Here is a 20,858-nt window from a genome sequence, read left to right on the forward strand (position 1 = left end):
ATTAACTCCTAATCGACAAAGAGCCGATGACTTGGTTATCTTTTTGATTAATAGAACCCTGCTCAACAGTAAACCCTTGGGCTTCTGCTTGACGCTTAAATTGGTCTAAGGCATCAAAATTACGGGCCACTACCTGAATACGTAACTCCCCCCGACTGCTGTCAAAACGCATAGTTTGAGGTTTAACCTGGGATTCTTCAAATGCAGGCCTGAGTTGACTCAACATAATTAACATCGATGCTCCGCCGCCGCCTTGTTCCAAGGCTTTCATCTGTCGCGTCATGGTGGTTTTAAGATCCCGATATGCACCAGCATTGGGAAATGCACGTTTATACTCGCTACTTACCTGTGTCTTTAATGTGGCTAGTTGCTCGGTAAGTCGATTCTGCTCTAGGGTCTTATCTATTAAAGTGGTGAATAGCGCAATAACAGCTAACACCGCCGCTAAACGCCATTTTTTCCATTGGCCACTGACTTTGTTGCTAATTTTGTACTCACCTTGTAACAGGTTGAATTCTGTCAGCTTAACTCCTTGTGCTAAGACTTTCATGGGTAACTCAAGAGGCATTACCGACACCTCTAGATTTTCAACATCAGCTAAATTTGTTCCGGAATAATCATTAACCAAAAGTGCTTGTTGGTTGAGTTTGGCATACTGTCTTGCATGATGATTAATGGCTTGTATTAACCAATCTCTTTCACCCTGTAAACCCGCCCAATCGTCTTTTCGAACCAATAGTTGTCGCCCTAGCTCCAATATTGACCAAGCGTTTTTATCTGCTATTGGCAATGCCAAAACGTCGGGTATGACTTGGTCGCAGGTTAAACCCGCATCTTCAATCATGTTCAGCCAGCTTTGTAGTTTTTCTTTGTTAACTACAGCGACAGCTTGTTTGTTGCCATTTTTGGGACCTAGGGCAAAAAATTGTTGGGCAATATCACCACTTATCTCCTCTTCCAATATAAATGGAATCGCAGCTAAGGCTTTACGCCCAGCTTTAGCTGGCAACTCTACCCACTTCAGCAAAACGTCGCTAGTGGGCACTAAGACACAGATTGATCTTCTGCCCGCCCTGTCTCCTAAGGTGGCTAACTGTGCTGCATTAGGTAACTCACCAGAGGCAATAATTTCGTTTTGTTGGCCAGACCACACAATCCAATGAATCGGTTCATTTGGATTGGCACCTAGTCGCACTACTAACTGTTCCATCAGGTTTATATACCTTGTTGGTTGTTATGGATTAACAAAGCTACTTTTTAAAAGCTTGGTCATTAAAAGCTTGCTGATTCAAAGCCAACTCGTTAAAAGCCACTAAATTCACGTCTGATGACAATGACATTTTTACTTGAGTCGACCTTAAATAAGGTCTGCATAGCAAAAGTCGCATCATTGTACTTGGTCTTAGTATGTAAAATAAAATGTGCTGTTGTTACATCAAACCATTTTTTCTCATCAGCACTAAGATTCTGTGCTTGAACGCTTGGTTCGTTTAAAAATGCTATCGTTGTTGGATAACCATCCGAACCACGACTGGCAAGTAAAGACTTTGCATCAGATAAACTCAGTCTGGCAGCGGCAGCAACCACCGCTGCATTTTCTTCACTCACTGTATTGACATTGATTGAGAATAAATCGTCATTCGGTAATACACACACTAGTTTAAGTAACTCCCTCAGCCAGGGTACTTCGACACCATTGATTAAACGTAATTCTGATTTATGCACCATATAATTATTGGCGGCCACATAAGGAAATTGAAGGCTTTCATACTCACTGTCTTCTGCACCGTAGTCCGTTAGATTGTCATTTTCGTCTAACCAATCGACTAATGAGCCGCTGAGGGTATCAATGTTATAACTAGGGATAGCAGGCTCAACGAACCCTAACAAACGCTTAAAAGCTAAAATGCGGTCAGGTATTAAACTTCCCGCTCCTATGCCACCAAGGCCAGTTCCTGTCTCTCTTAAGGCATTTAGGTTAAAGCAGCTTTGCATATCCACAAGTTGCGCTTGAATACCCCCTCCTTCTATAGGGTACACAAATTCTTGATTCCATGGTTGCTGAAGATGAATAACATCGCCATCCTCATCAATCAGTTGTTTGATTGATTTTCGCGCATACTGCTCAGCTCCCATGGCATTCCAATAGGCTTGGTTGTTTTCTTTGATGTTAGACGCCCGCTTAATTTGTAACTGCAAACGACCGCCCATTTCTGTGGCAAGCACGCTAACAATAGCCACAATTAATAACACTATGATTAAGGCCACGCCTTGTTGCTTGCGCTTGGAGTGATTCATATACCGTTTGCCAATATAAATTCACGGCGAATTTCACCAAATATTTTACTGACTATGGTGATGGATATGGCAATGGGTAATGTATCGCTAGAGTAGGTTTCCTGCCATTCTTCGGGTTCTTCGAGTTGCTCATATTGGGTTAAAAAGCTCACTCGAAAATCTTCGATATCAGATAATAGAATTTTTACTTTCGGTTCGTAACCAATCACATTGTCTACATAATTACCGTACAAACGCTGCAGTTGTTGTCCCTGTATACGATACCCAACAGCTTGCAATGTACTTCGGGGTAGCAACATTTGTGGGTTATGCCAGCCTGCTCTTACGAATCCAAGGCCATCTGCATCACTATCAAATACGTCTTCGCCGCCAGATATAACCGCACTAACGGGTACGCTATTAATGCGTACTTTACGAGGTACAATTTGCAAAATATCTCGCTCTAAAGTCAGCATCGCTCTTTGTAATTCTTCTAATTTTTCGAAGCGTTCAGATGATAACTGGTCGCTGTTAATCACCGAATTAAGCACCCCGGTACTTGCCAAACCTATAATAGTAAAAATCGCCATAGCAACTAATATTTCTATTAGGGTAAAGCCAGCGTTATGATTATTTGGCTGGTGGTTCATGATTTGATTTGCTTAGCAATAAACGTCTTTACTGAGGTAACAGTGCCCTTATATTGCGGGTCTAACCCAACCGACACTTCGACCTGCACCATATCTAAGTCACTGGTTTTAATGACTCGTTGTTGCCAGTACCACTTGCGGCGAGCCATTTCTTGCTCGCCTTTTTGATTGTTTTTGACCGGCCAAGTGGTATCTATATGTAGTTGAGTGAGACGATTGTTGGCAACCCAAGTAGCAATGGTAATATCTTCAATTTGTCCAACACCTACTAAGTGGTCACTAGCCGCCTTCATAATAGCAGTGCCTGTTAGCGCAAAAATGAACAGGGCGACTAGTACTTCAAGAAGCGTCATCCCAGGGCTGTATCTACGACTTTTTGAATACTGATGTTGAAGGTTAAGGGGCATCTAGAGGCCCTTCAGTTGTCAAAGGCGTACTATCTTGACCATTAACACGATAGTAAGTAGGCAACTCATTACTAAACTCTGGTTCGTAGGCGAGGGTGATGGAAAAAGGGGTGATTTCGCCGCTAGAAAAAATAAAGATTTGTGGTGGGTCGAGTTTCTTTTCTCCTTCATTACCTATTTCTACTCCATCATTAGATACTGACAGTTCCTCATCAAATAAGCCGCTACTAAACAGACTATTTTCGGTTTCCCAAGGTAAGCCTGTTAAAAACAATTCCAAGCTGAATAAATCGGGTAATTGGTGCTCAGCAAAGGTGTTATCAAGTTCAAGTTTCTGCCATTCCTGCTCTTCATCTTGATACATAAAATAATAGCTGTTTTTAGCGTTTTCGACTCTTAAACCTAATTGCCGCTGGTTTAGCACCGCGAAATCCGACGCCATGTTGAACACAACTTGCAAACGTTGGGTTTGTTTCTTAAGTAAGTCTGGACCATTTTCACCTGAATAACTGAGCACCACAGCCCCCGTTGCCAATCCCATGATAAGCAACACCAGCATCACCTCTAGTAAGGTAAAACCAGCATGTTTAGCAAAGGGTGAACGGCGCATAGTCATATTAGTGGGTGTTCAGTTTACTTAGTTTAAGTAGTCGTTTAGATTCCAATTACCAATGTCATCTTCGGTACCTGGTTCGCCATCTGGACCATTAGAAAATATATCAATCTGGCCTAGTTCACCGGGGCTAAGTAATTGGTAAGGGTTGTTCCAAGGATCATTAGGCAGACGCGTGATGTAGCCGTTTGCTCTGTAGTTGCGAGGAATGGGGTCGACAGTAGGTTCGCTGACTAAGGCTTCTAAGCCTTGTTCGGATGTAGGAAATACATTATTGCTCAATTTGTATTGGGTTAACGCATTTTCTAGACTTTGAATGTCAATAGCCGCTGTTTTTATTTGCGCTTCTTCTTGGTTGCCCAAAATTTGCGGTGCAATCATACCTGCCATGATGCCGATAATGAGTAATACCACCATGACTTCAATCAGGGTAAAGCCTTTGTTTTTGTGTTTATTTTTGTGCTTGTTTTTGTTTAAAAAGTTACGTTGTTTCATTAGATATTCACCATAGAGTTTAATGCCATAATAGGTTGTAAGATTGCCAGCACAATAAACAGTACTACTGTTGCCATCGTCACGATTAAAATAGGTTCGAATATTTTGAGTGATACACCCACCAAAGATTCAAATTGCCTGTCTTGATTATCTGCTGCACGTCCTAACATTTGTTGTAATTCACCACTGCGTTCACCTGATGCGATCATATGCATCATCATAGGTGGAAACATTTTGGTTTGTTCTAGTGAGGCTCGCAAGCTCGAACCTTCTTTTACAAAACCTGCAGCAGTGTTGACCGCATCTCTTATCTGTAAGTTCTCCAGTACTTCACTAGCAATACGCATACTTTCTAGTAGTGGCACTGCGCTGGAAGTCAAAATGCTTAAGGTACGAGCAAATCGTGCGGTATTTAAGCCTTTAGATAATTTACCAATAAAAGGTAAGCCCAGAATAAGTTTGTGATAACGTTTTTTCATGACAGGCTTCTGCAATACGCGATTCACAATGACTATAAGCACCACCAACACAATGGCTAGTGCTAATCCATAAGCCTGCAAAAACTCACTGACATCAATCAATATCTGAGTGATAGTCGGTAAGTCCTGACCCATATTCTGAAACTGCCCCACAATTTTGGGTACTACCACGGTCAATAATAATATTACTATGGCAAAAGCAAAAAACATCATGATGCTTGGGTAAACCATAGCTTGAGTAATTTGGCTCTTAGTTTGCTGGCGCTTTTCGGTATAATCAGCCAAACGGTTAAGTACCGTGTCAAGGTGTCCTGATTTTTCACCAGCGGCTACCATAGCTCGAAATAAATCATCAAATACGTGGGGGAATTCCGCCATAGCGTCAGCTAAAGTATGACCTTCTACTACCTTGCTACGTACCGCCATCATCATGTTTTTTTGACGTGGTTTTTCACATTGCTCAGCAACAGCCAACAATGATTCTTCGATAGGTAAGGAAGCTTCAACCAAGGTGGATAGTTGACGGGTGAGTAGCGATAAATCGGAAGCCGAAATAGTATTTTTAAATAAAATAAAGCCAGCTTGCGACTTGCGTTCTTTTTCGGCCACTTGGTCAACTTGCATGGGTATTAAGCCTTTTTCTCGCAATTGCTGACGTATTTGCCTTGGGTTATCGCCCTCTAGAACACCATTTTTATTTTTGCCACCTTTGTCCATGGCTTGATATGAATAAGCAGCCATTTAATCTTCCTTTGTCACTCGCAACACTTCTTCAAGCGAGGTAATGCCTAACAATACCTTGTCACAGCCATCGTCTCGAATACTCGGCGTGTTTTGGCGAATATATTTTTCAATTGCTTGCTCACCGTGGCCAGTATGAATAAGTTCTCGTATACCTTCATCGACGACTAATAATTCGTGAATACCTGTTCTGCCTCTGTAGCCCGTTTGATTACAAGCTGCGCATCCTTTAGGTATATGAACGGCATGGCTAGAGGCAGCAGCTGTTTTTATACCTAAAATTATGCATTCTTGCTCACTGGGGATATGTGAAATTTTACAGTCTGAGCATAAAGTACGCACTAGGCGTTGCGACAATACTGCCAATAAGCTAGAGGATAATAAGAAAGGTTCGATACCCATATCTTCTAAACGCGTGATGGCACCTGCTGCAGTATTGGTGTGTAAAGTCGACATCACTAAGTGACCGGTCAAACTGGCTTGCACACTGATTTGTGCTGTTTCTAAATCGCGAATTTCACCTACCATGACGACATCAGGATCTTGTCGCAATATCGCTCTTAGACCACGGGCAAAGGTCATATCGACCTTTGGGTTAACTTGCGTTTGACCAATGCCTTGCAAATCAAATTCTATAGGGTCTTCAACCGTTAAAATATTCCGATCTTTGGAATTAATTTCACTTAAGCCAGCATACAAGGTAGTCGATTTACCTGAGCCTGTCGGACCTGTGACCAAGATAATGCCGTGAGGTTTACGTACCAATTTAGAAAAGACACCACGATTGGTTTTTGTCATGCCTAAGTCTTGCAAGTTTAGGCGTACGTTGTTTTTATCGAGTAAACGTAATACCACGCGCTCACCGTGACTCGACGGCATAGTGGAGACTCGCACGTCAACCGCACGACCCGCAATACGTAAAGTAATACGGCCATCTTGTGGAACCCGTTTTTCGGCTATGTCCATTTTTGACATTACTTTGATGCGAGATACTAACATTGAAGCCATTTTACGATTGGGACGTAAAATTTCTCGTAATACCCCATCGACTCTAAAGCGCACTAAAAGCTGGGTTTCGAAGGTTTCGATATGAATATCTGATGCGCCTTCCTTGATCGCTTCACCCAGCATGGCGTTAATGAGTTTGATAATGGGTGCGTCATCTTCGCTTTCTAACAAATCTTCGGTGTTGGGTAAATCTTCCGCCAGACTAAACAAATCACTTTCATTGCCTATGTCTTCCATTAATTGTTTAGCTGCTGATGAGTCTCGTTGGAAGGCTCTGGTTAAGATGGTCTCAAACTTATCAAGCTCGACTTCCTTAAGGCGAAATTCTGCGCCTAAAAATCGTCTGACTTCTGCAAATATCTGAAATTCGGTATCTTGGGTATGATACAGAATGGCGGGATTTTCGCCTGTATCAAGTAATACTTGATGACGCTTAGCGAAGCTAAAAGCCAATTGTTTGTGCTCGGGCTCGTCAACAGGCATATCCAGATCGGTGCCTGACTCTAGCAATGCCTGTTCTTCTGCATCCACAGCGCTTAGGTGGGCGGCTGGCATGACTAGTCGTTATCCTTTTCTTTGTCTTTGTTCAAAATATAATCGGAAAATGACGGTGGTAAGCTTAGTTTGTCATCCCAATCTGGCAAAGATGGGCCGTCAGTATTGGGCATCAATGGAATGCCGTCGGCCTGGCGTTTTAATTGTTGGGCCCGAATATATTGATATTTTTTGTGGCTTATCTCGTTCATTGTCACACCATCACGAATTATGGTAGGACGAATAAATACCATTAAATTACGCTTACGGACACTGGTTGATGTTGACTTAAACAAGTGACCTAAAATTGGAATATCCCCTAATAATGGAACTTTAGAAACACTCTCTTGTACGTCTTCATCTATCAACCCCCCCAACACAATAGTGCCACCATCATCTACGATGACAGAGGTTTTAATTTCGCGCTTATTAATAATAACGTCAACTGATGTAGCGCCACTGATGCTAGAGACTTCTTGCTCAATTAACAATTGTACGGCATCGCCTTCGTTAATTTGTGGCGTCACTTTTAGCTTGATCCCCACTTCTTGGCGATCGACAGACTGAAAGGGATTCGAATTACCCGAGCCCGTGGTTGAGCCAGTAATAATTGGCACTTCTTGGCCCACTATAAAAAATGCTTCTTCATTATCCATAGTGGTTAGATGTGGAGTGGCAAGAATATTTGAATTGGTGTCTGTGCTCACGGCTTGTAATACTGCACCCCATCCGCCAGAGACGCCGCCAAGAAGGAATCCGTTCACGCCTCCAAGTAAGGAGGCTAAAGAGGTTAAATCCCCAAGTTGGGTTTTTTCTGTGGGTACAACCACTGCATCACCGTTAGAAGTCGTGGTTATGGAATCTACAATGACTTTGTCTTGTGCTTGATCAACCGCGACAGCAAGGGATCCAATGCCCACGACACCATTGTTAAATTGTGTGCCGCCACCTTTTTCATTGGCCCATTGCACCCCTAACGTGGTGCCATCACCTTCAAACACTTCAACAATAATCGCTTCTACTTGCACTTGTGCACGGCGCACATCTAACTGACGTATCACTTCTTCGAGCGAGCGCATCATATCTGGCTCAGCGGTTATCACTAGTGCGTTTGAATCTTGGTGAGAGTCAATACTAACTTCACGACTAGAGGTTTGGCGGCCCTTAATTGCGCCTTTTTCTTCAGCTTGGATGCTGGCACTGACACCTTGTAATACTTTGACTAAATCTTCAGATTTTGCGTAATTGAGGAAAATAACACGGGTATTACCACTGGTTTCTAATTCAGAGTCCATTCGCTGCACTAAATTAATCAAACGTTTACGGGCTTTAACGTCACCACTGACAATAATACTATTGGTTCTATCATCGGCTACCACTCTTGGGTCGGATTTGCCCCCTGTGTTGGACTTACCTTGAGACTTATTGACGCTATCGATAATACGCACTAACTCGGTGGCAGAAGCATATTTTAGTTTAATAATCTCGACTTCTTCGTCACCTGCCTTGTCTACCCGTTCAATTATTTCAACTAGGCGATTAACGACAGCAGCACGGCCGGTGAGCATCATTACGTTGGATGCATCGTGACTAACCACGTTACCACCGCCAGCTGTATCGTTAAGTTGGCGCAACAGTGGTGCGAGTTCTCGCACTGGCACATTATATACTGGCATTACTCGGGTGATCATTTCATCACCATCAAAAGGGCTGCCTTCCACTACCGGTATATTCGAGGACTTAGCATCTTTGGAGCGTATAACCTTGATGACACCACTGGACATTGTGACAGCTGAATAACCGTAAACTTGCAGTACGTTTAAGAAAAACTGGAAATACTGCTCTTCATTGAGCAAATCATAACTACGTACGGTAATTTTACCCCGCACATTAGGATCAACAATGATGGTCTTCTTGAGATTTTTACCCACAATATTAATAAATTCGCTGATTTCAGTGTTTTTAAAATTTGGGGAATAATCCGCTGCGGCCACTAGGCTCGAAATAGCAAAAAACGCACTGCCAATAACAAGGAGTAATCCTTTTAATACATGAGGGCGATTGCGTGACATACACTTCATATTTCTGGTTCCTCTTCCCCTTGGGGCAGATCTAGGTAAATAATAATAATTTCATCTTCGCGTTGCACAGACATTTGCAAAGATTGTAGTTCTTTGAGCATATTCATCGCTTCTAAGGCTTGCTGAATATCGGTTAAATCTAAGCCATTTATATCGGTAATCACATCGCCCGATTTTAGTCCTGCAGCTTTAAACAAAGCAGGCTTCTTACCGGGGCTCACACGGTAGCCCATTAATTCGCCATTAGGACGGTGTGGCGATACGGCAATGTAGTCAACAAAGCTAGCGGGTTGATCTTGTAATTCTCTGCTAGCTTGAATTGCGTCGTCAGATAATATAAGGCGCTCTGGACCTTGGTCACTGAGTTGTGGGCGAGGAAATGAAGCTTGCTGAGGTGAGCTAATCGATGAGCTTGCATTGTTGTTGTAATCCACACCATCTAGCATTAATGTTTCACTGGTGAGGCCATTTTTTATAATGACTCTGTCGGCATACACTTCCTTTAGTGAAGCATTGGTACCTTCAATTTTTTCACCAATACCATAAGTTTGTTGTTGATTGCGATTTTCGATTATTGCTGCGCCTTGATCTTTAGCAGAACTGGCGACTACACCGGTTAAAGTCAAATTGAGTCGAGTGACGGGGGCATCTGTCACTTCCTTTTCTGCTAATGGTTCGGCATTATAATCACCAAATAAATTAAGTCGCTTGATATCAGTCAAATCTAGTCTGTCATTAGCGTTTTTTTGGGAAACAGGTTGACCCCTAGAGACGTTTTCGAAGCTGCCACTATCAGCAGGTTGTGGCAACAAACGCCAGGTGAGTTCTGCCGCATAAGAAAGAAGAAAAATTGCCAACAGCAGCACCGCCAACAAATTAATTTTTTGTTGGTTTTTGACTAGTTGGAGCCATAATTGATTAGCGGTATGATTAACGACGGTCATTGTCTCTCAGTGGGAAGGTTAAAGCTTATCATATTAATTATAACCAGTAGGAACATGTGCGACAACTTTAATCCACCTTAGTTACAAAAGAACTACAAATTAAATTATAAATGAAAAGGCTTGTGCCGATGCAACAAAATTCTGATAAAAACCAAGGTGTTCGCTTAGACAAGTGGCTTTGGGCTGCTCGTTTTTATAAAACCCGTTCCGTAGCCAGAGATGCGGTGCAATCTGGTAAGGTGCAATACAACGAACAACGTAGTAAACCTGGAAAAATAGTAGAGTTGGGGGCGAGCATAAAAATACCTCAAGGCTTCGACTTAAAAGAAGTGTTGGTATTAAAATTACAAGAACAGCGCCTAGGTGCACCTCTTGCACAATTGATGTACCAGGAAACCCCAGCCAGCGAAACGCTACGCGCAAGTAATGCAGAAGCACGAAGACTAAGTGCTTTTCATAGCCCCAAACCTGATGGCCGCCCTGATAAAAAGCAACGTCGTCAAATTATTCAATTCAAACAACAGTAATACTCAAGGTAACAAGGTAAACAACATGGCTTTTGATCAACTTCATCGATATTTATTCAACCAAGGCAACGTCAGAGGAGAGATGGTGCGTTTAGAAAAAAGTTTTCAGGCTATTTTAGACTCTTATCCCTACCCACCTGTTATCCAACAGCTATTAGGCGAGCTGATGGCTGCTGCCAGTTTATTGACTGCGACATTGAAATTTGAAGGCGATATCGCCATTCAAATTCAAGGAGAAGGTCCTCTTAGTTATGCCGTTATTAATGGTACGCATAATCAGCAATTAAGAGGTGTTGCTCGGTGGGACGAAGCACTACAAGTCTTGCCTAAAAACTTCAGTGAATTAGTCCCCAAAGGCGTGCTGGTCATCACTATTACTCCTCAGCATGGTGAACGTTATCAAGGCATGGTTTCTCTAGATAAACCCACTTTGGCAGAATGTATTGAAGCATATTTTGAACAGTCCGAACAACTCGCCACTAAAGTAATATTACGCACTCAGTTAACAGATAATCATGCAAAAGCTTGTGGTATGTTTTTACAAATTTTACCTACCAGCAGCCAAGCAACAGATAAAGCTGACACGGCTTTTGAACACCTCAGTGCTTTAACCGATACCATTAAAAATGAAGAGTTATTCGAGTTGCCTGCTGAAGACATCTTGCATCGTTTATACCATCAAGAGGATCTTGAGTTATACCCTGCTAATGACGTGATCTTTAAGTGTAACTGCAGTAAAGAACGCAGCGCAACTGCGCTTTCTGGAGTCAGCAAAGAGGAGTTATTAGACATTATTGCTGCAGACGGCGACATAAAAATGAATTGTCAATATTGCCATACCGAATACAGTTTTGATGCGATTGATGTAGAGAGTATTCATGCGGGTACTTTTAAACTAACTGTTGGGCAGGGGTAGTCGTACCTTTACATTCAGTGATAGCGTATCATTTTGATGTAGACATAAAATGAATAAGGAATGTTGAGTGTTTATTGAAAAAATCAGGTATGAAATAACATTAAAGGCCTCTTTTTTAACTTTTTTCATCGTTTCATTAGCTACAATCATCAGGCCTCTGATGATTGAGCAAGATGTTTTATTTACTTACATTGGAGTATTCAATTCACTTGCTATGGGCTGCGTATTTCTTTATTTAAAGTATACTAAACCTAAATCATGGTATCCGATGTTATTTACTTGTGTGGGTTTACTGGTTCTCACACCCATAACTGTAGTATCTGGCGGTGTAAATAGTCAATTTACTTATCTAATTCCTACTATTCCCATTTTTATTGCTCTGGTCAGTAACGCAAAATATACCTGGATAACGGCCTTAATAGTTATCGTCCTAGTAATTGGCCTGTATTTCAGTATTGGTATTTCCCCAGATTTCACAAACGAAATTGTCCCTCAGAGTAAAACTGCATCAAGAGCTTTATGGCTTTGCTTATCCGTGTCGTTAAGTACGATGTTAGGCGTACAATTTAACCGCGTTTATGGTGCGTTGGGTGATAAAATTAGTGAACAAGCCGAGACTGATTTATTAACTGGTCTAAAAAATCGCCGCTCTGTAATGAGCTTTTTGCAAACAGCGATTGATCAAGCTAAAAGTAAAAACGGCCAATTATCTGTGATGATGATTGACCTCGACCACTTTAAAGTAATCAATGACACTTACGGTCACTTAGCAGGAGATCTTTGTTTAAAGCAGGTTGCGCAATTGATACAACATAGTGTGCGCGATGCAAGTGACCTAGCTGGGCGCTTTGGTGGAGAAGAATTTATTGTAGTCATCAAAGATATCGATGCACAAAGAGCAACGGATATTGCCAATATAATCCGTCTGAGTATTGAGCAAAAAACGGTCAGTTTAAACGATAGGAAAGAAGTGAAAGTCACTGCCACTATAGGAATTTGTTCGCTTAATAGTGAGCAACTCACTTCAATTGAACATTGTGTAGATTTAGCAGATCAAGCCTTGTATCTAGGTAAGAAGAATGGAAGAAACCGAGTTGAAGTGGCTTAAGGAGTCTAAATTAGATTTCTACAAGTGCTGTCAGATGCAAGGAATTTTAACTTTTTGTCTATCATTTTCTTTCACCCAGAACCTTAAATTAGGGCGCAGTGCACCCTATTTCTTCCAACATGCTTGCCATTATCTTTGTAGTTACTCAATCGAGACAAACACGTTCACCGCATTTTGCGACTTTGAAACCTTTCTGTAGAACTAAATTATATTGTTTACTTGAAGAATACCTGATCTGGTTACTGTGATTAATATGAAAATACCTGACTTTATTTTGTTCAGGCTGAGGTGAGTTTTCGACGCGGGCCATTGAAGCTCAGACTCAAGGATGGGGGATCTTGTTTTCATAAACTTTTTTCGCGAATGCCATGTTCGACACAACTAAGTAGGCAATTGTTATTGCAGTTAGTTTAAGTAGCTTGCTCATATAAAAGTTCTTTAATAAATGAATAGCCTTAAGTCTGGTTAACCCATTAACTGATAACCAATAAACACGGTTGCAATTAAGCCCCCTTCGGCATGATTTTGCAACGTTACTGTTCCAGAGTGCATTTCGACTATACGTTTAATAATAGCTAAACCTAACCCTGAGCCCAAGCTTCCACGGGCTTTATCACCCTGAGTGAAAGGTTCAAACAGGCTTTGTATTTGTTCTTCTGGAATACCGGGGCCGAAGTCGCGTATAGCAAAACACAACTGTCGGTGTTTTTTATTATGCTTTGAAGTAATTTCGATATTGTCGCTGCCATAGCGAAAGGCGTTCTCGATTAAGTTGTCTAACACTCTCTTTAACGCCACTCGTCTAATTAATGTTGTTGGTAGTGGCTCAAGATGTAAGGTAATTCTATGGTTTTCTTCTATATTCCTGACTTGAGTTGCGTCTTTGATCAGATCATTTAAATTACTTACTTGCATACATTCTTGTTGGTCTTGGCGGACATAATCGATAAATTGATCAATGATTTCGTTCATATCTTCAATGTCGTGGACTATGCCTTCTTTCACCCAGTCTTGCGATTCAGGTAACATTTCTGAAGCTAGTCTGATGCGCGTCAGAGGAGTGCGTAGATCGTGAGATATACCGGCGGTGAGTAACGCTCTGTCATCTTCGAGTTGTTTAATGCCTTTGGACATTTGATTAAAGGCATGGGTTACTGCAATTAATTCACTGGAGCCTTCTTCTTTTAAAGGTTTAGGGACTTGCCCTCGGCCTACCAACAAGGCCGCATTCTGAAGGGCTTTTAAAGGCCGATTCAAGCGCCGCACAAAAATTAAACTGCCGCCGACACTTAAGATGCCAATCATCAATAAATAAACAAGGTGCGGGGAACCGTCGCCCTCTCCCAATCCCACCATGGGAATGGTGATCCATATATCAGGGTTTTGTGGTGGATTAATCCAATACAAATAAGGCTCGCCGTGAGTGATTCTGACTTGTGCTGGGCCACCTAAACTGTCTGACATCTGTCTTGACCAATACTGGTAGGGGGTTGCTTGCTCTAAACCATTTTTAATGGCTTCTGACTGGTTGTATACCTGCATGCCAGCGGTGTGATAAAAACGCGGGTCCGGTTCAGGGTTTTGGCTATTGATATCTTCAACAAAGACCAGTTTAATTTGTGTGGCCAGCAAATTATTAATTTGCTGCACATTTGGACTAACAAAATAGAAGGTCACAGACACCAAAGACACTATTTGGTTAATAAACAGTAAGATACTAATCAACAAAACGGTTTGGCCAAAGGCACTTTTAGGAAGAAATCTCACTTAGAAATGAGTACGGGTGTAAGTACGGGTGTAAGTACGGCTGTAAGTACGGGTGTTAAGCACGGAGTTAATCTCGAGTGAAAATTCGGATAAATACACGGCGTTTAAGCACAACTGTTAAGCCGCTCTTTCACCATCTGGCACAAAAACATAACCTAAACCCCAAACGGTTTGGATATAACGAGGGTTGGCAGGGTCCTCTTCAAGCATGCGACGCAAACGGGATACTTGTACATCAATACTGCGTTCTAAGGCACTGTAGTCTCGGCCTCGCGCTAGGTTCATCAGTTTGTCTCGCGATAGAGGCTCTCTAGGATGAGTCACTAAAGATTTAAGCACTGCAAATTCACCACTGGTGAGAGTCATCGGCTGACCTTCTGCACTCATTTCTCTGGTACCAAGATTAAGTGAGTACTTACCAAATTCAATTATTTGTTCTGCAAGGGAAGGTGCGCCCGGTGCTTCGGTTATTTTGCGGCGAAGTACTGCTTTGATTCTGGCAAGCAATTCTCTGGGATTAAAAGGTTTGGGTAGATAATCGTCAGCACCCATCTCTAGGCCAATAATACGGTCAACTTCATCACCTTTAGCGGTTAGCATTATGATGGGGATCCCGTTTTCTTTTTGGCGCAAACGGCGACAAATAGACAAGCCATCTTCGCCGGGTAACATCAAATCAAGTACCATAAGATGAAAGTTTTCTCGCTCTAATAATCTATCCATTTGTTCAGAGTTGGCCGCAGCTCTGACTTGAAAACCTTGTTCAACTAAGTAGCGTTCCAACAGGCTGCGTAGACGCATATCGTCATCGACTACTAAAATTTTTGTTGTTTCCTGTCCCATAACTTAGTCCAAATGTATTCCATGATTGGATATACTATAAGTGAAAGTCTAATAATTCAAAAGGTTGCCATGATTGGCAATGCATTTGGATTGTTACAAAGTTTGTCATATGCAGTCAGATTTGAGCAGTAATATGAAAGTGAACTGATCTTAAAAGAACTTTTTACCTGTTAAAGCTATATACATAGCGAAAACACCGACCAATGAATAAATCACTTCAAAGGCACTGATATCTCCCGAGGTTTGATCAATGAACATCGATATAATCATCGCAGCTAAAATTAATGATGGGATAGCAATAATACCAATCAAAACGCGGGTTTTAAGGGAAAGTTTAGGTTCATTATTCATAGGTTTAGTCCGGCTTACTTCTCACTTACCCAGTCCATTTGAAAACCTGCACGGCGCTTTTTATCCAGCAATTCTTCTAAAAGAGGCATTAATATTAGTTCCATGGCTAAGCCCATCTTACCGCCGGGTACCACTATGGTATTGATACGCGACATAAATGCGCCATCTATCATTTTGAGTAAATAGGGGTAATCAACACTTTTCATTTCACGGCGAAAACGCACCACCACAAAACTTTCGTCTTGGCTGGGTATTTCACGAGCACTGAATGGGTTAGACGTATCAACCGTGGGTACTCGCTGAAAATTTACGTGGGTACGTGAAAATTGGGGCGTGATGTATTTAAAATAATCGTCGAGGCTTCGTACTATGCTGCTCATTACCGCTTCGCGAGAATGGCCTCTGTCTGTGGTGTCACGAACAATTTTTTGGATCCACTCCAAATTAACTATGGGTACCATGCCAACAAGCAAGTCAACGTGTTTGGCTACGTCTACTTCCTCGTCAGCAACGCCACCATGCAATCCTTCGTAAAACAGTACATCGGTGCTCTCAGGTAGGTCTTGCCATGGGGTGAAGGTACCGGGCATTTGATTAAAGGGAACGGCTTCGTCAAAAGTATGCAGATACTGACGATGTTTACCCATACCCGTTTCAGCATATTCAGTAAACAAAGATTCAAGCATTTCAAAATCATTGGCTTTGGGACCAAAATAACTAATGTGCCTACCTTGCTCTTGCGCTTTGCGGATCTCAACTTCCATTTCAGGGCGGGTGAATCTATGAAAACTATCTCCTGCCACTACAGCCGCATTGACTGACAAATTACGAAAGATATGGCGTATGGCATTGGTCGTCATAGTTGTGCCTGCACCGGAAGAACCAGTGATAGCGATTATGGGGTGTTTAACTGACATTCAACGCACTTTGCTGCTTAATGGATGTCATTTATAAGCAAGCTTGCTACTCGGGTCAAGAACTAGTTAACCAAAAGAATTATTGCTTTATTGTGTTAAAATCGTCTTATGGCAGTGTGGGCATACATTTGCAGCCTTTTTAGCATTGCGATCATCCATCATACTAAACATCATCTGAGCCTCACCTCGCTCAATATCTAAACTATGCCGCAGTTGTTCCAGTTCGGCTAACCGTCGCTGGGTAATTTTACCATCGGCTAAAGTTTGCTTGATTTAAGCTTAAAATTTTCTCGTTTTTGATGGGCTGTCTCAGAAAAACTTGATGCCAAAATGTCTGCTGGCAATGCTGCCACCAAAAAATTGCCCCAAGGTGTAATAGGTATAAAGTCACCATAACCCAAAGTGGTAAGCAAAGTTATGACTCCCCACATGACTGCTGGGATACTGCAAAATTTATCTGGTTGTATGTCTTTTTCAATCAAATAGATGCAGCTAAGATCATTATGATAAACAAAATGTTAAATGCGGCCAGTAGTATTTTATATTCTTGTCTAAACGCTTGCAATAACATCTGCATGGCCCTGGAATATCGACCCAATTTAAAGATACACAGTAATCTAAGAACCCTTAAAATACGTAAATAAAGAGTGAAAAAAAGTAGACCGATATAAAAGGGTAATATAACAATCTAGTCGTTCATTGTCATAGGGCTAGAAAAATATTGCAGGCGTTTTTTAGTATGGCTAATAGACTGGGTGTCGAGTTCGATACATGTCGAAGCCCTTAGGCCATATTCAAAGGTAAAAATGACAACTGAAAAAATATTGAACTACTCAAAATGTTGATCGTACTTTGCATCAAGCTCTGGGACTGTTGCTAATATTACAGCAATCACATTCAATAAAATGAGCAGTGAAGTAATATAAAGTGTCGCGGTGTAGTAAGGTTCAGTCTAAGTGCCACCCTCGTGGTATTCATTTTTAATCGTTTAGTAAAACTCGCCTGTGTTTCACACAAAAGCGCCATTCATTAGTCATAATTAGCACTATCTAGCACTATCACGAAATAAAACTAACTAAGCTTGGGTCATATCCTGATCTATTAATGAATAAAATATATAATCGTTTTCATTAGCGTATCAATACTTATTAAATAACGTGGCAAACACGACTAACCAATAGGATAAAACTAAATGAATGTTAAACGAGGGATACTTCTCGTCATTATTGCGATGTTGATCACCGCCTTTCTTATGTTTGATATAGGGCAGTATCTGACTCTCGATAGTTTGAAAGTGCACCAACAAGATTTGGCTGAGTACATCAACTCAAATTGGTTGCAGGCGTTCATCGTTTACTTTGTTATTTATGTGACGGCTACTGCTCTTAGTTTGCCCGGTGCCATTATTTTAACCTTAGGTGCGGGGGCTTTATTTGGTTTAGGTTTCGGACTACTGTTGGCTTCATTTGCTTCGACTATTGGCGCAACACTAGCATTTTTGGTGTCACGATTTCTTCTCAGAGATTGGGTCAAAGCAACTTTTTCAGAACGCATTAAAGCAATAGATAAAGGGGTTGAAAAAGATGGGCCTTTCTATTTATTAAGTTTGCGATTGGTGCCCATTTTCCCATTTTTTGTTATTAACTTAGTCATGGGTGTGACCAGTATCAAAACGGCCACTTATTATATTGTCAGCCAAGTGGGAATGCTCATAGGAACTGCGGTTTATGTTAATGCGGGTACACAACTAGCTGAAATAGAAGCTGTGTCTGACATTGCTTCCAAAGAATTAATTTTATCTTTCGTGTTACTTGGCCTTTTCCCCATTATTACAAAATTAATTTTGAATTTTGTTAAACAGAAACGGGTGTACAAAGGTTGGCAGAAACCTAAGACATTTGACCGCAACCTAGTTGTGATTGGTGCAGGCTCTGCAGGATTAGTTACTGCTTATATTGCCGCAGCGGTTAAATCTTCAGTGACATTAGTAGAAAAGCATAAGATGGGTGGTGACTGTTTAAATACAGGTTGTGTGCCTTCAAAAAGTTTATTACATGCCAGTAAATTAGCTCATACACACAAAGTTTCTGCAAATGCAGGTGTAAATTACCAAGCACCAGAAGTAGATTTTAAAGCGGTGATGAATCAAGTACATAACGTGATTAAAACTATAGAGCCTCACGATTCTATTGAACGTTATGAGTCGCTAGGCGTTAAGGTAGTGACTGGCAGCGCAACGATAGTGTCGCCTTGGCAAGTTGATATTCAAACCGCGGACGGCCTGCAATCGCTTACGACTAAAAATATTGTTATTGCTACAGGTGCCAGTGCCTTTGTTCCACCTATTCCGGGTCTACAGGATATAGATTATCTAACAGCAGATAATTTATGGGATTTGCAAGAGCAACCGAAGCGCTTGGTCGTGTTAGGTGGTGGGCCTATTGGTAGTGAATTATCGCAAGCATTTGGTCGTTTAGGCACACAAGTGACACAGGTAGAAATGTTGCCGCAATTGCTCGCTAAAGAAGACCCAGATGCAGCGCAGTATTTGTATGATCAATTGATCGATGATGGTGTTGATGTGCGTTTAAATACCACCGCTACCGCGATTGAAAAAACGGATGAAGGCAAGTTTATTGTTTTAGAAAAAGACGGTAAGCAAGAGAAATTGCCATTCGATGAGATATTGATAGCCGTGGGGCGAATGGCTAATCTAAAAGGTTTTGGCCTAGAAAAATTGGGTATTGAAACTAATCGAGTTGTTGTGACAAATGAGATGCTACAAACTAAATACCCGAACATATTAGCGGCTGGTGATGTAGCGGGCCCATACCAGTTTACTCATACCGCGGCTCATCAAGCCTGGTATGCTGCGGTAAATGCTTTATTTAGACCCTTTAAAACGTTTAAGGTAGATTACCGTGTTATTCCATGGGCCACTTTTACCGACCCTGAAATTGCTACTGTGGGTTTAAACGAGCAAGCTGCAAAAGAACAAAACACTGTATATGAAGTCACTCGTTATGATTTAGGCGGATTAGACCGAGCATTAACCGATGACCATGCTCGTGGATTTGTAAAAGTCCTGACACCTCCTGGTAAAGATAAAATATTAGGTGCAACCATAGTAGGGGCGCATGCAGGCGAGCTGATTGCAGAGTTTGTGTTAGCGATGAAGTACAATCTCGGTATGAATAAGATTCTGGGTACCATCCATATCTATCCCACTATGGCCGAAGCAAGTAAATACGCTGCAGGAAACTGGAAAAAAGCCAACGCACCCGAAAAGTTACTAGCATTTGTGGAGCGTTTTCATACTTGGCGTCGATCATAAATGGCTAACAAGCATGTTAATGGAAAAACCCTTTGGTGCTTATTCGGTGTGGTTTTGATGATGAGTTCAGCTATCGTGCGGGCTTTTGATCATCAGCATCCACTGTTTACTGAACTGTTGAGTGATGTGGTGCAGTTATCGCCTAATAAAAAGCAAACTCGGGTGGACTATGCGCAGCTTTTTAAACAGCCTGATAGGTTAAACGAATATTTGGCAACGTTATCAGCAGTCAAACAAAGTGAATACAAATTATGGTCTGACGACGAGCAACTCAGCTTTTTGATCAATGCCTATAATGGCTTTACTTTACAGCTGATTAATCGGGACTATGCTAAATTTCAAAACGGTAAAGCAGAGTCGATTAAAGACTTAGGCAGCTTTTTTTCTAGCCCATGGAAACAAGCATTTTTTATCCTGCTCGATGAGAAGCGCAGTTTAGATAATATTGAACATGAGATGATACGTGTGTGGTTTAAGCGCCCACGTATCCATGCCGCTTTGGTGTGTGCCGCAGTAAGTTGTCCGCCACTGAGAAATCAAGCCTTTGTCGCTGACAAATTGGAGCAACAGCTTGATGATCAAATGCGTCAGTTTTTGTCTGATGATCAACGTAACACTATCAATTTAATCGATAATCGAGTGCAGCTCTCTTCTATTTTCAAATGGTATGTTGAAGATTTTGAGAAGGGTCAACAGGGATTTAATAGTCTTAAAGACCTTATTAAGGTGTACCAGACTGATATAGCTAAGGATCCCCAGCAACTGACTTGGTTGCAAAAGCAGGACTTTAATATTCGTTATCTAGACTATGATTGGCGGTTAAATGATATCTCTACTTTCTAAGTCTGTGATTAGCCGATCTATTT

The 20,858-nt window shown here is 41.5% G+C and carries 20 protein-coding genes; 5 read left to right on the forward strand and 15 right to left on the reverse strand.

Going from position 1 to position 20,858, the window contains the following annotated elements:
- Position 1: 1 nt before the first annotated feature.
- The 10 genes from gspL to gspC form a co-directional block, all read right to left on the reverse strand.
- Entirely contained in the window at positions 2–1,210 is a 1,209-nt protein-coding gene (gene gspL, locus C427_RS23135; RefSeq protein ID WP_007642738.1) for a type II secretion system protein GspL, read from the reverse strand.
- A gap of 92 nt (positions 1,211–1,302) precedes the next feature.
- Positions 1,303–2,298 carry a type II secretion system minor pseudopilin GspK gene (gspK, locus tag C427_RS23140; RefSeq protein WP_007642739.1) on the reverse strand — a complete coding sequence of 332 codons (996 nt, stop codon included), beginning with the start codon at positions 2,296–2,298 and terminating at the stop codon, positions 1,303–1,305.
- Complete coding sequence (gspJ, locus tag C427_RS23145; protein WP_007642740.1) at positions 2,295–2,927, reverse strand: type II secretion system minor pseudopilin GspJ; 633 nt, start codon at positions 2,925–2,927, stop codon at positions 2,295–2,297. The genes gspK and gspJ overlap by 4 nt, the downstream gene beginning before the upstream one ends.
- Positions 2,924–3,334 carry a type II secretion system minor pseudopilin GspI gene (gspI, locus tag C427_RS23150; protein ID WP_015431416.1) on the reverse strand — a complete coding sequence of 137 codons (411 nt, stop codon included), beginning with the start codon at positions 3,332–3,334 and terminating at the stop codon, positions 2,924–2,926. The genes gspJ and gspI overlap by 4 nt, the downstream gene beginning before the upstream one ends.
- Positions 3,324–3,950, reverse strand: a complete 627-nt coding sequence (gene gspH / locus C427_RS23155; RefSeq protein WP_007642742.1) for a type II secretion system minor pseudopilin GspH — start codon at positions 3,948–3,950, stop codon at positions 3,324–3,326. The genes gspI and gspH overlap by 11 nt, the downstream gene beginning before the upstream one ends.
- A gap of 21 nt (positions 3,951–3,971) precedes the next feature.
- Positions 3,972–4,442 (reverse strand): type II secretion system major pseudopilin GspG, encoded by a 471-nt coding sequence (gene gspG, locus C427_RS23160; RefSeq protein WP_007642743.1) that lies wholly within the window; start codon positions 4,440–4,442, stop codon positions 3,972–3,974.
- Positions 4,442–5,662, reverse strand: coding sequence for a type II secretion system inner membrane protein GspF (gene gspF / locus C427_RS23165; protein ID WP_007642744.1), 1,221 nt, complete (start codon positions 5,660–5,662; stop codon positions 4,442–4,444). The genes gspG and gspF overlap by 1 nt, the downstream gene beginning before the upstream one ends.
- Entirely contained in the window at positions 5,663–7,225 is a 1,563-nt protein-coding gene (gene gspE / locus C427_RS23170; protein WP_007642745.1) for a type II secretion system ATPase GspE, read from the reverse strand.
- A gap of 2 nt (positions 7,226–7,227) precedes the next feature.
- A complete protein-coding gene (gene gspD, locus C427_RS23175) occupies positions 7,228–9,285 on the reverse strand; it encodes a type II secretion system secretin GspD (RefSeq protein ID WP_007642746.1) in 2,058 nt (685 codons plus the stop codon).
- Positions 9,282–10,229, reverse strand: coding sequence for a type II secretion system protein GspC (gene gspC, locus C427_RS23180; RefSeq protein ID WP_007642747.1), 948 nt, complete (start codon positions 10,227–10,229; stop codon positions 9,282–9,284). Before gspC ends, gspD begins: the two co-directional genes overlap by 4 nt.
- A 128-nt stretch (positions 10,230–10,357) precedes the next feature.
- Between gspC and C427_RS23185 the strand changes: the two genes are divergently transcribed.
- The 3 genes from C427_RS23185 (at position 10,358) to C427_RS23195 (ending at position 12,780) form a co-directional block, all read left to right on the forward strand.
- Positions 10,358–10,756 carry an RNA-binding S4 domain-containing protein gene (locus tag C427_RS23185; RefSeq protein ID WP_007642748.1) on the forward strand — a complete coding sequence of 133 codons (399 nt, stop codon included), beginning with the start codon at positions 10,358–10,360 and terminating at the stop codon, positions 10,754–10,756.
- A 25-nt stretch (positions 10,757–10,781) separates the two neighbouring features.
- Positions 10,782–11,672 (forward strand): Hsp33 family molecular chaperone HslO, encoded by an 891-nt coding sequence (hslO, locus tag C427_RS23190; RefSeq protein ID WP_007642749.1) that lies wholly within the window; start codon positions 10,782–10,784, stop codon positions 11,670–11,672.
- 160 nt (positions 11,673–11,832) lie between these two features.
- On the forward strand, positions 11,833–12,780 hold the full coding sequence (locus C427_RS23195) for a GGDEF domain-containing protein (protein WP_226991276.1): 948 nt from the start codon (positions 11,833–11,835) through the stop codon (positions 12,778–12,780).
- A gap of 465 nt (positions 12,781–13,245) precedes the next feature.
- On the opposite strand, the gene envZ is transcribed toward C427_RS23195, so the two are convergent.
- The 5 genes from envZ to C427_RS23220 all read right to left on the reverse strand — a co-directional run bounded on the left by envZ (position 13,246) and on the right by C427_RS23220 (position 17,140).
- A complete protein-coding gene (gene envZ / locus C427_RS23200; RefSeq protein ID WP_081589084.1) occupies positions 13,246–14,547 on the reverse strand; it encodes a two-component system sensor histidine kinase EnvZ in 1,302 nt (433 codons plus the stop codon).
- 117 nt (positions 14,548–14,664) lie between these two features.
- Positions 14,665–15,390, reverse strand: a complete 726-nt coding sequence (gene ompR, locus C427_RS23205) for an osmolarity response regulator transcription factor OmpR (protein WP_007642753.1) — start codon at positions 15,388–15,390, stop codon at positions 14,665–14,667.
- A gap of 150 nt (positions 15,391–15,540) precedes the next feature.
- On the reverse strand, positions 15,541–15,741 hold the full coding sequence (locus tag C427_RS23210) for a hypothetical protein (protein WP_007642754.1): 201 nt from the start codon (positions 15,739–15,741) through the stop codon (positions 15,541–15,543).
- Positions 15,742–15,755: 14 nt separating this feature from the next.
- Entirely contained in the window at positions 15,756–16,658 is a 903-nt protein-coding gene (locus tag C427_RS23215; protein WP_007642755.1) for a phosphoribulokinase, read from the reverse strand.
- A 257-nt stretch (positions 16,659–16,915) separates the two neighbouring features.
- Positions 16,916–17,140, reverse strand: coding sequence for an ion channel (locus C427_RS23220; RefSeq protein ID WP_007642757.1), 225 nt, complete (start codon positions 17,138–17,140; stop codon positions 16,916–16,918).
- 710 nt (positions 17,141–17,850) lie between these two features.
- Here C427_RS23220 and C427_RS23225 point away from each other — a divergent pair.
- Positions 17,851–19,992, forward strand: coding sequence for an FAD-dependent oxidoreductase (locus C427_RS23225; protein WP_007642758.1), 2,142 nt, complete (start codon positions 17,851–17,853; stop codon positions 19,990–19,992).
- Entirely contained in the window at positions 19,993–20,835 is an 843-nt protein-coding gene (locus C427_RS23230; protein WP_007642759.1) for a DUF547 domain-containing protein, read from the forward strand.
- The last annotated feature ends 23 nt before the right edge of the window (positions 20,836–20,858 follow it).

Origin of the sequence: Paraglaciecola psychrophila 170 (assembly GCF_000347635.1) — a bacterium.
Lineage (GTDB): Bacteria > Pseudomonadota > Gammaproteobacteria > Enterobacterales > Alteromonadaceae > Paraglaciecola > Paraglaciecola psychrophila.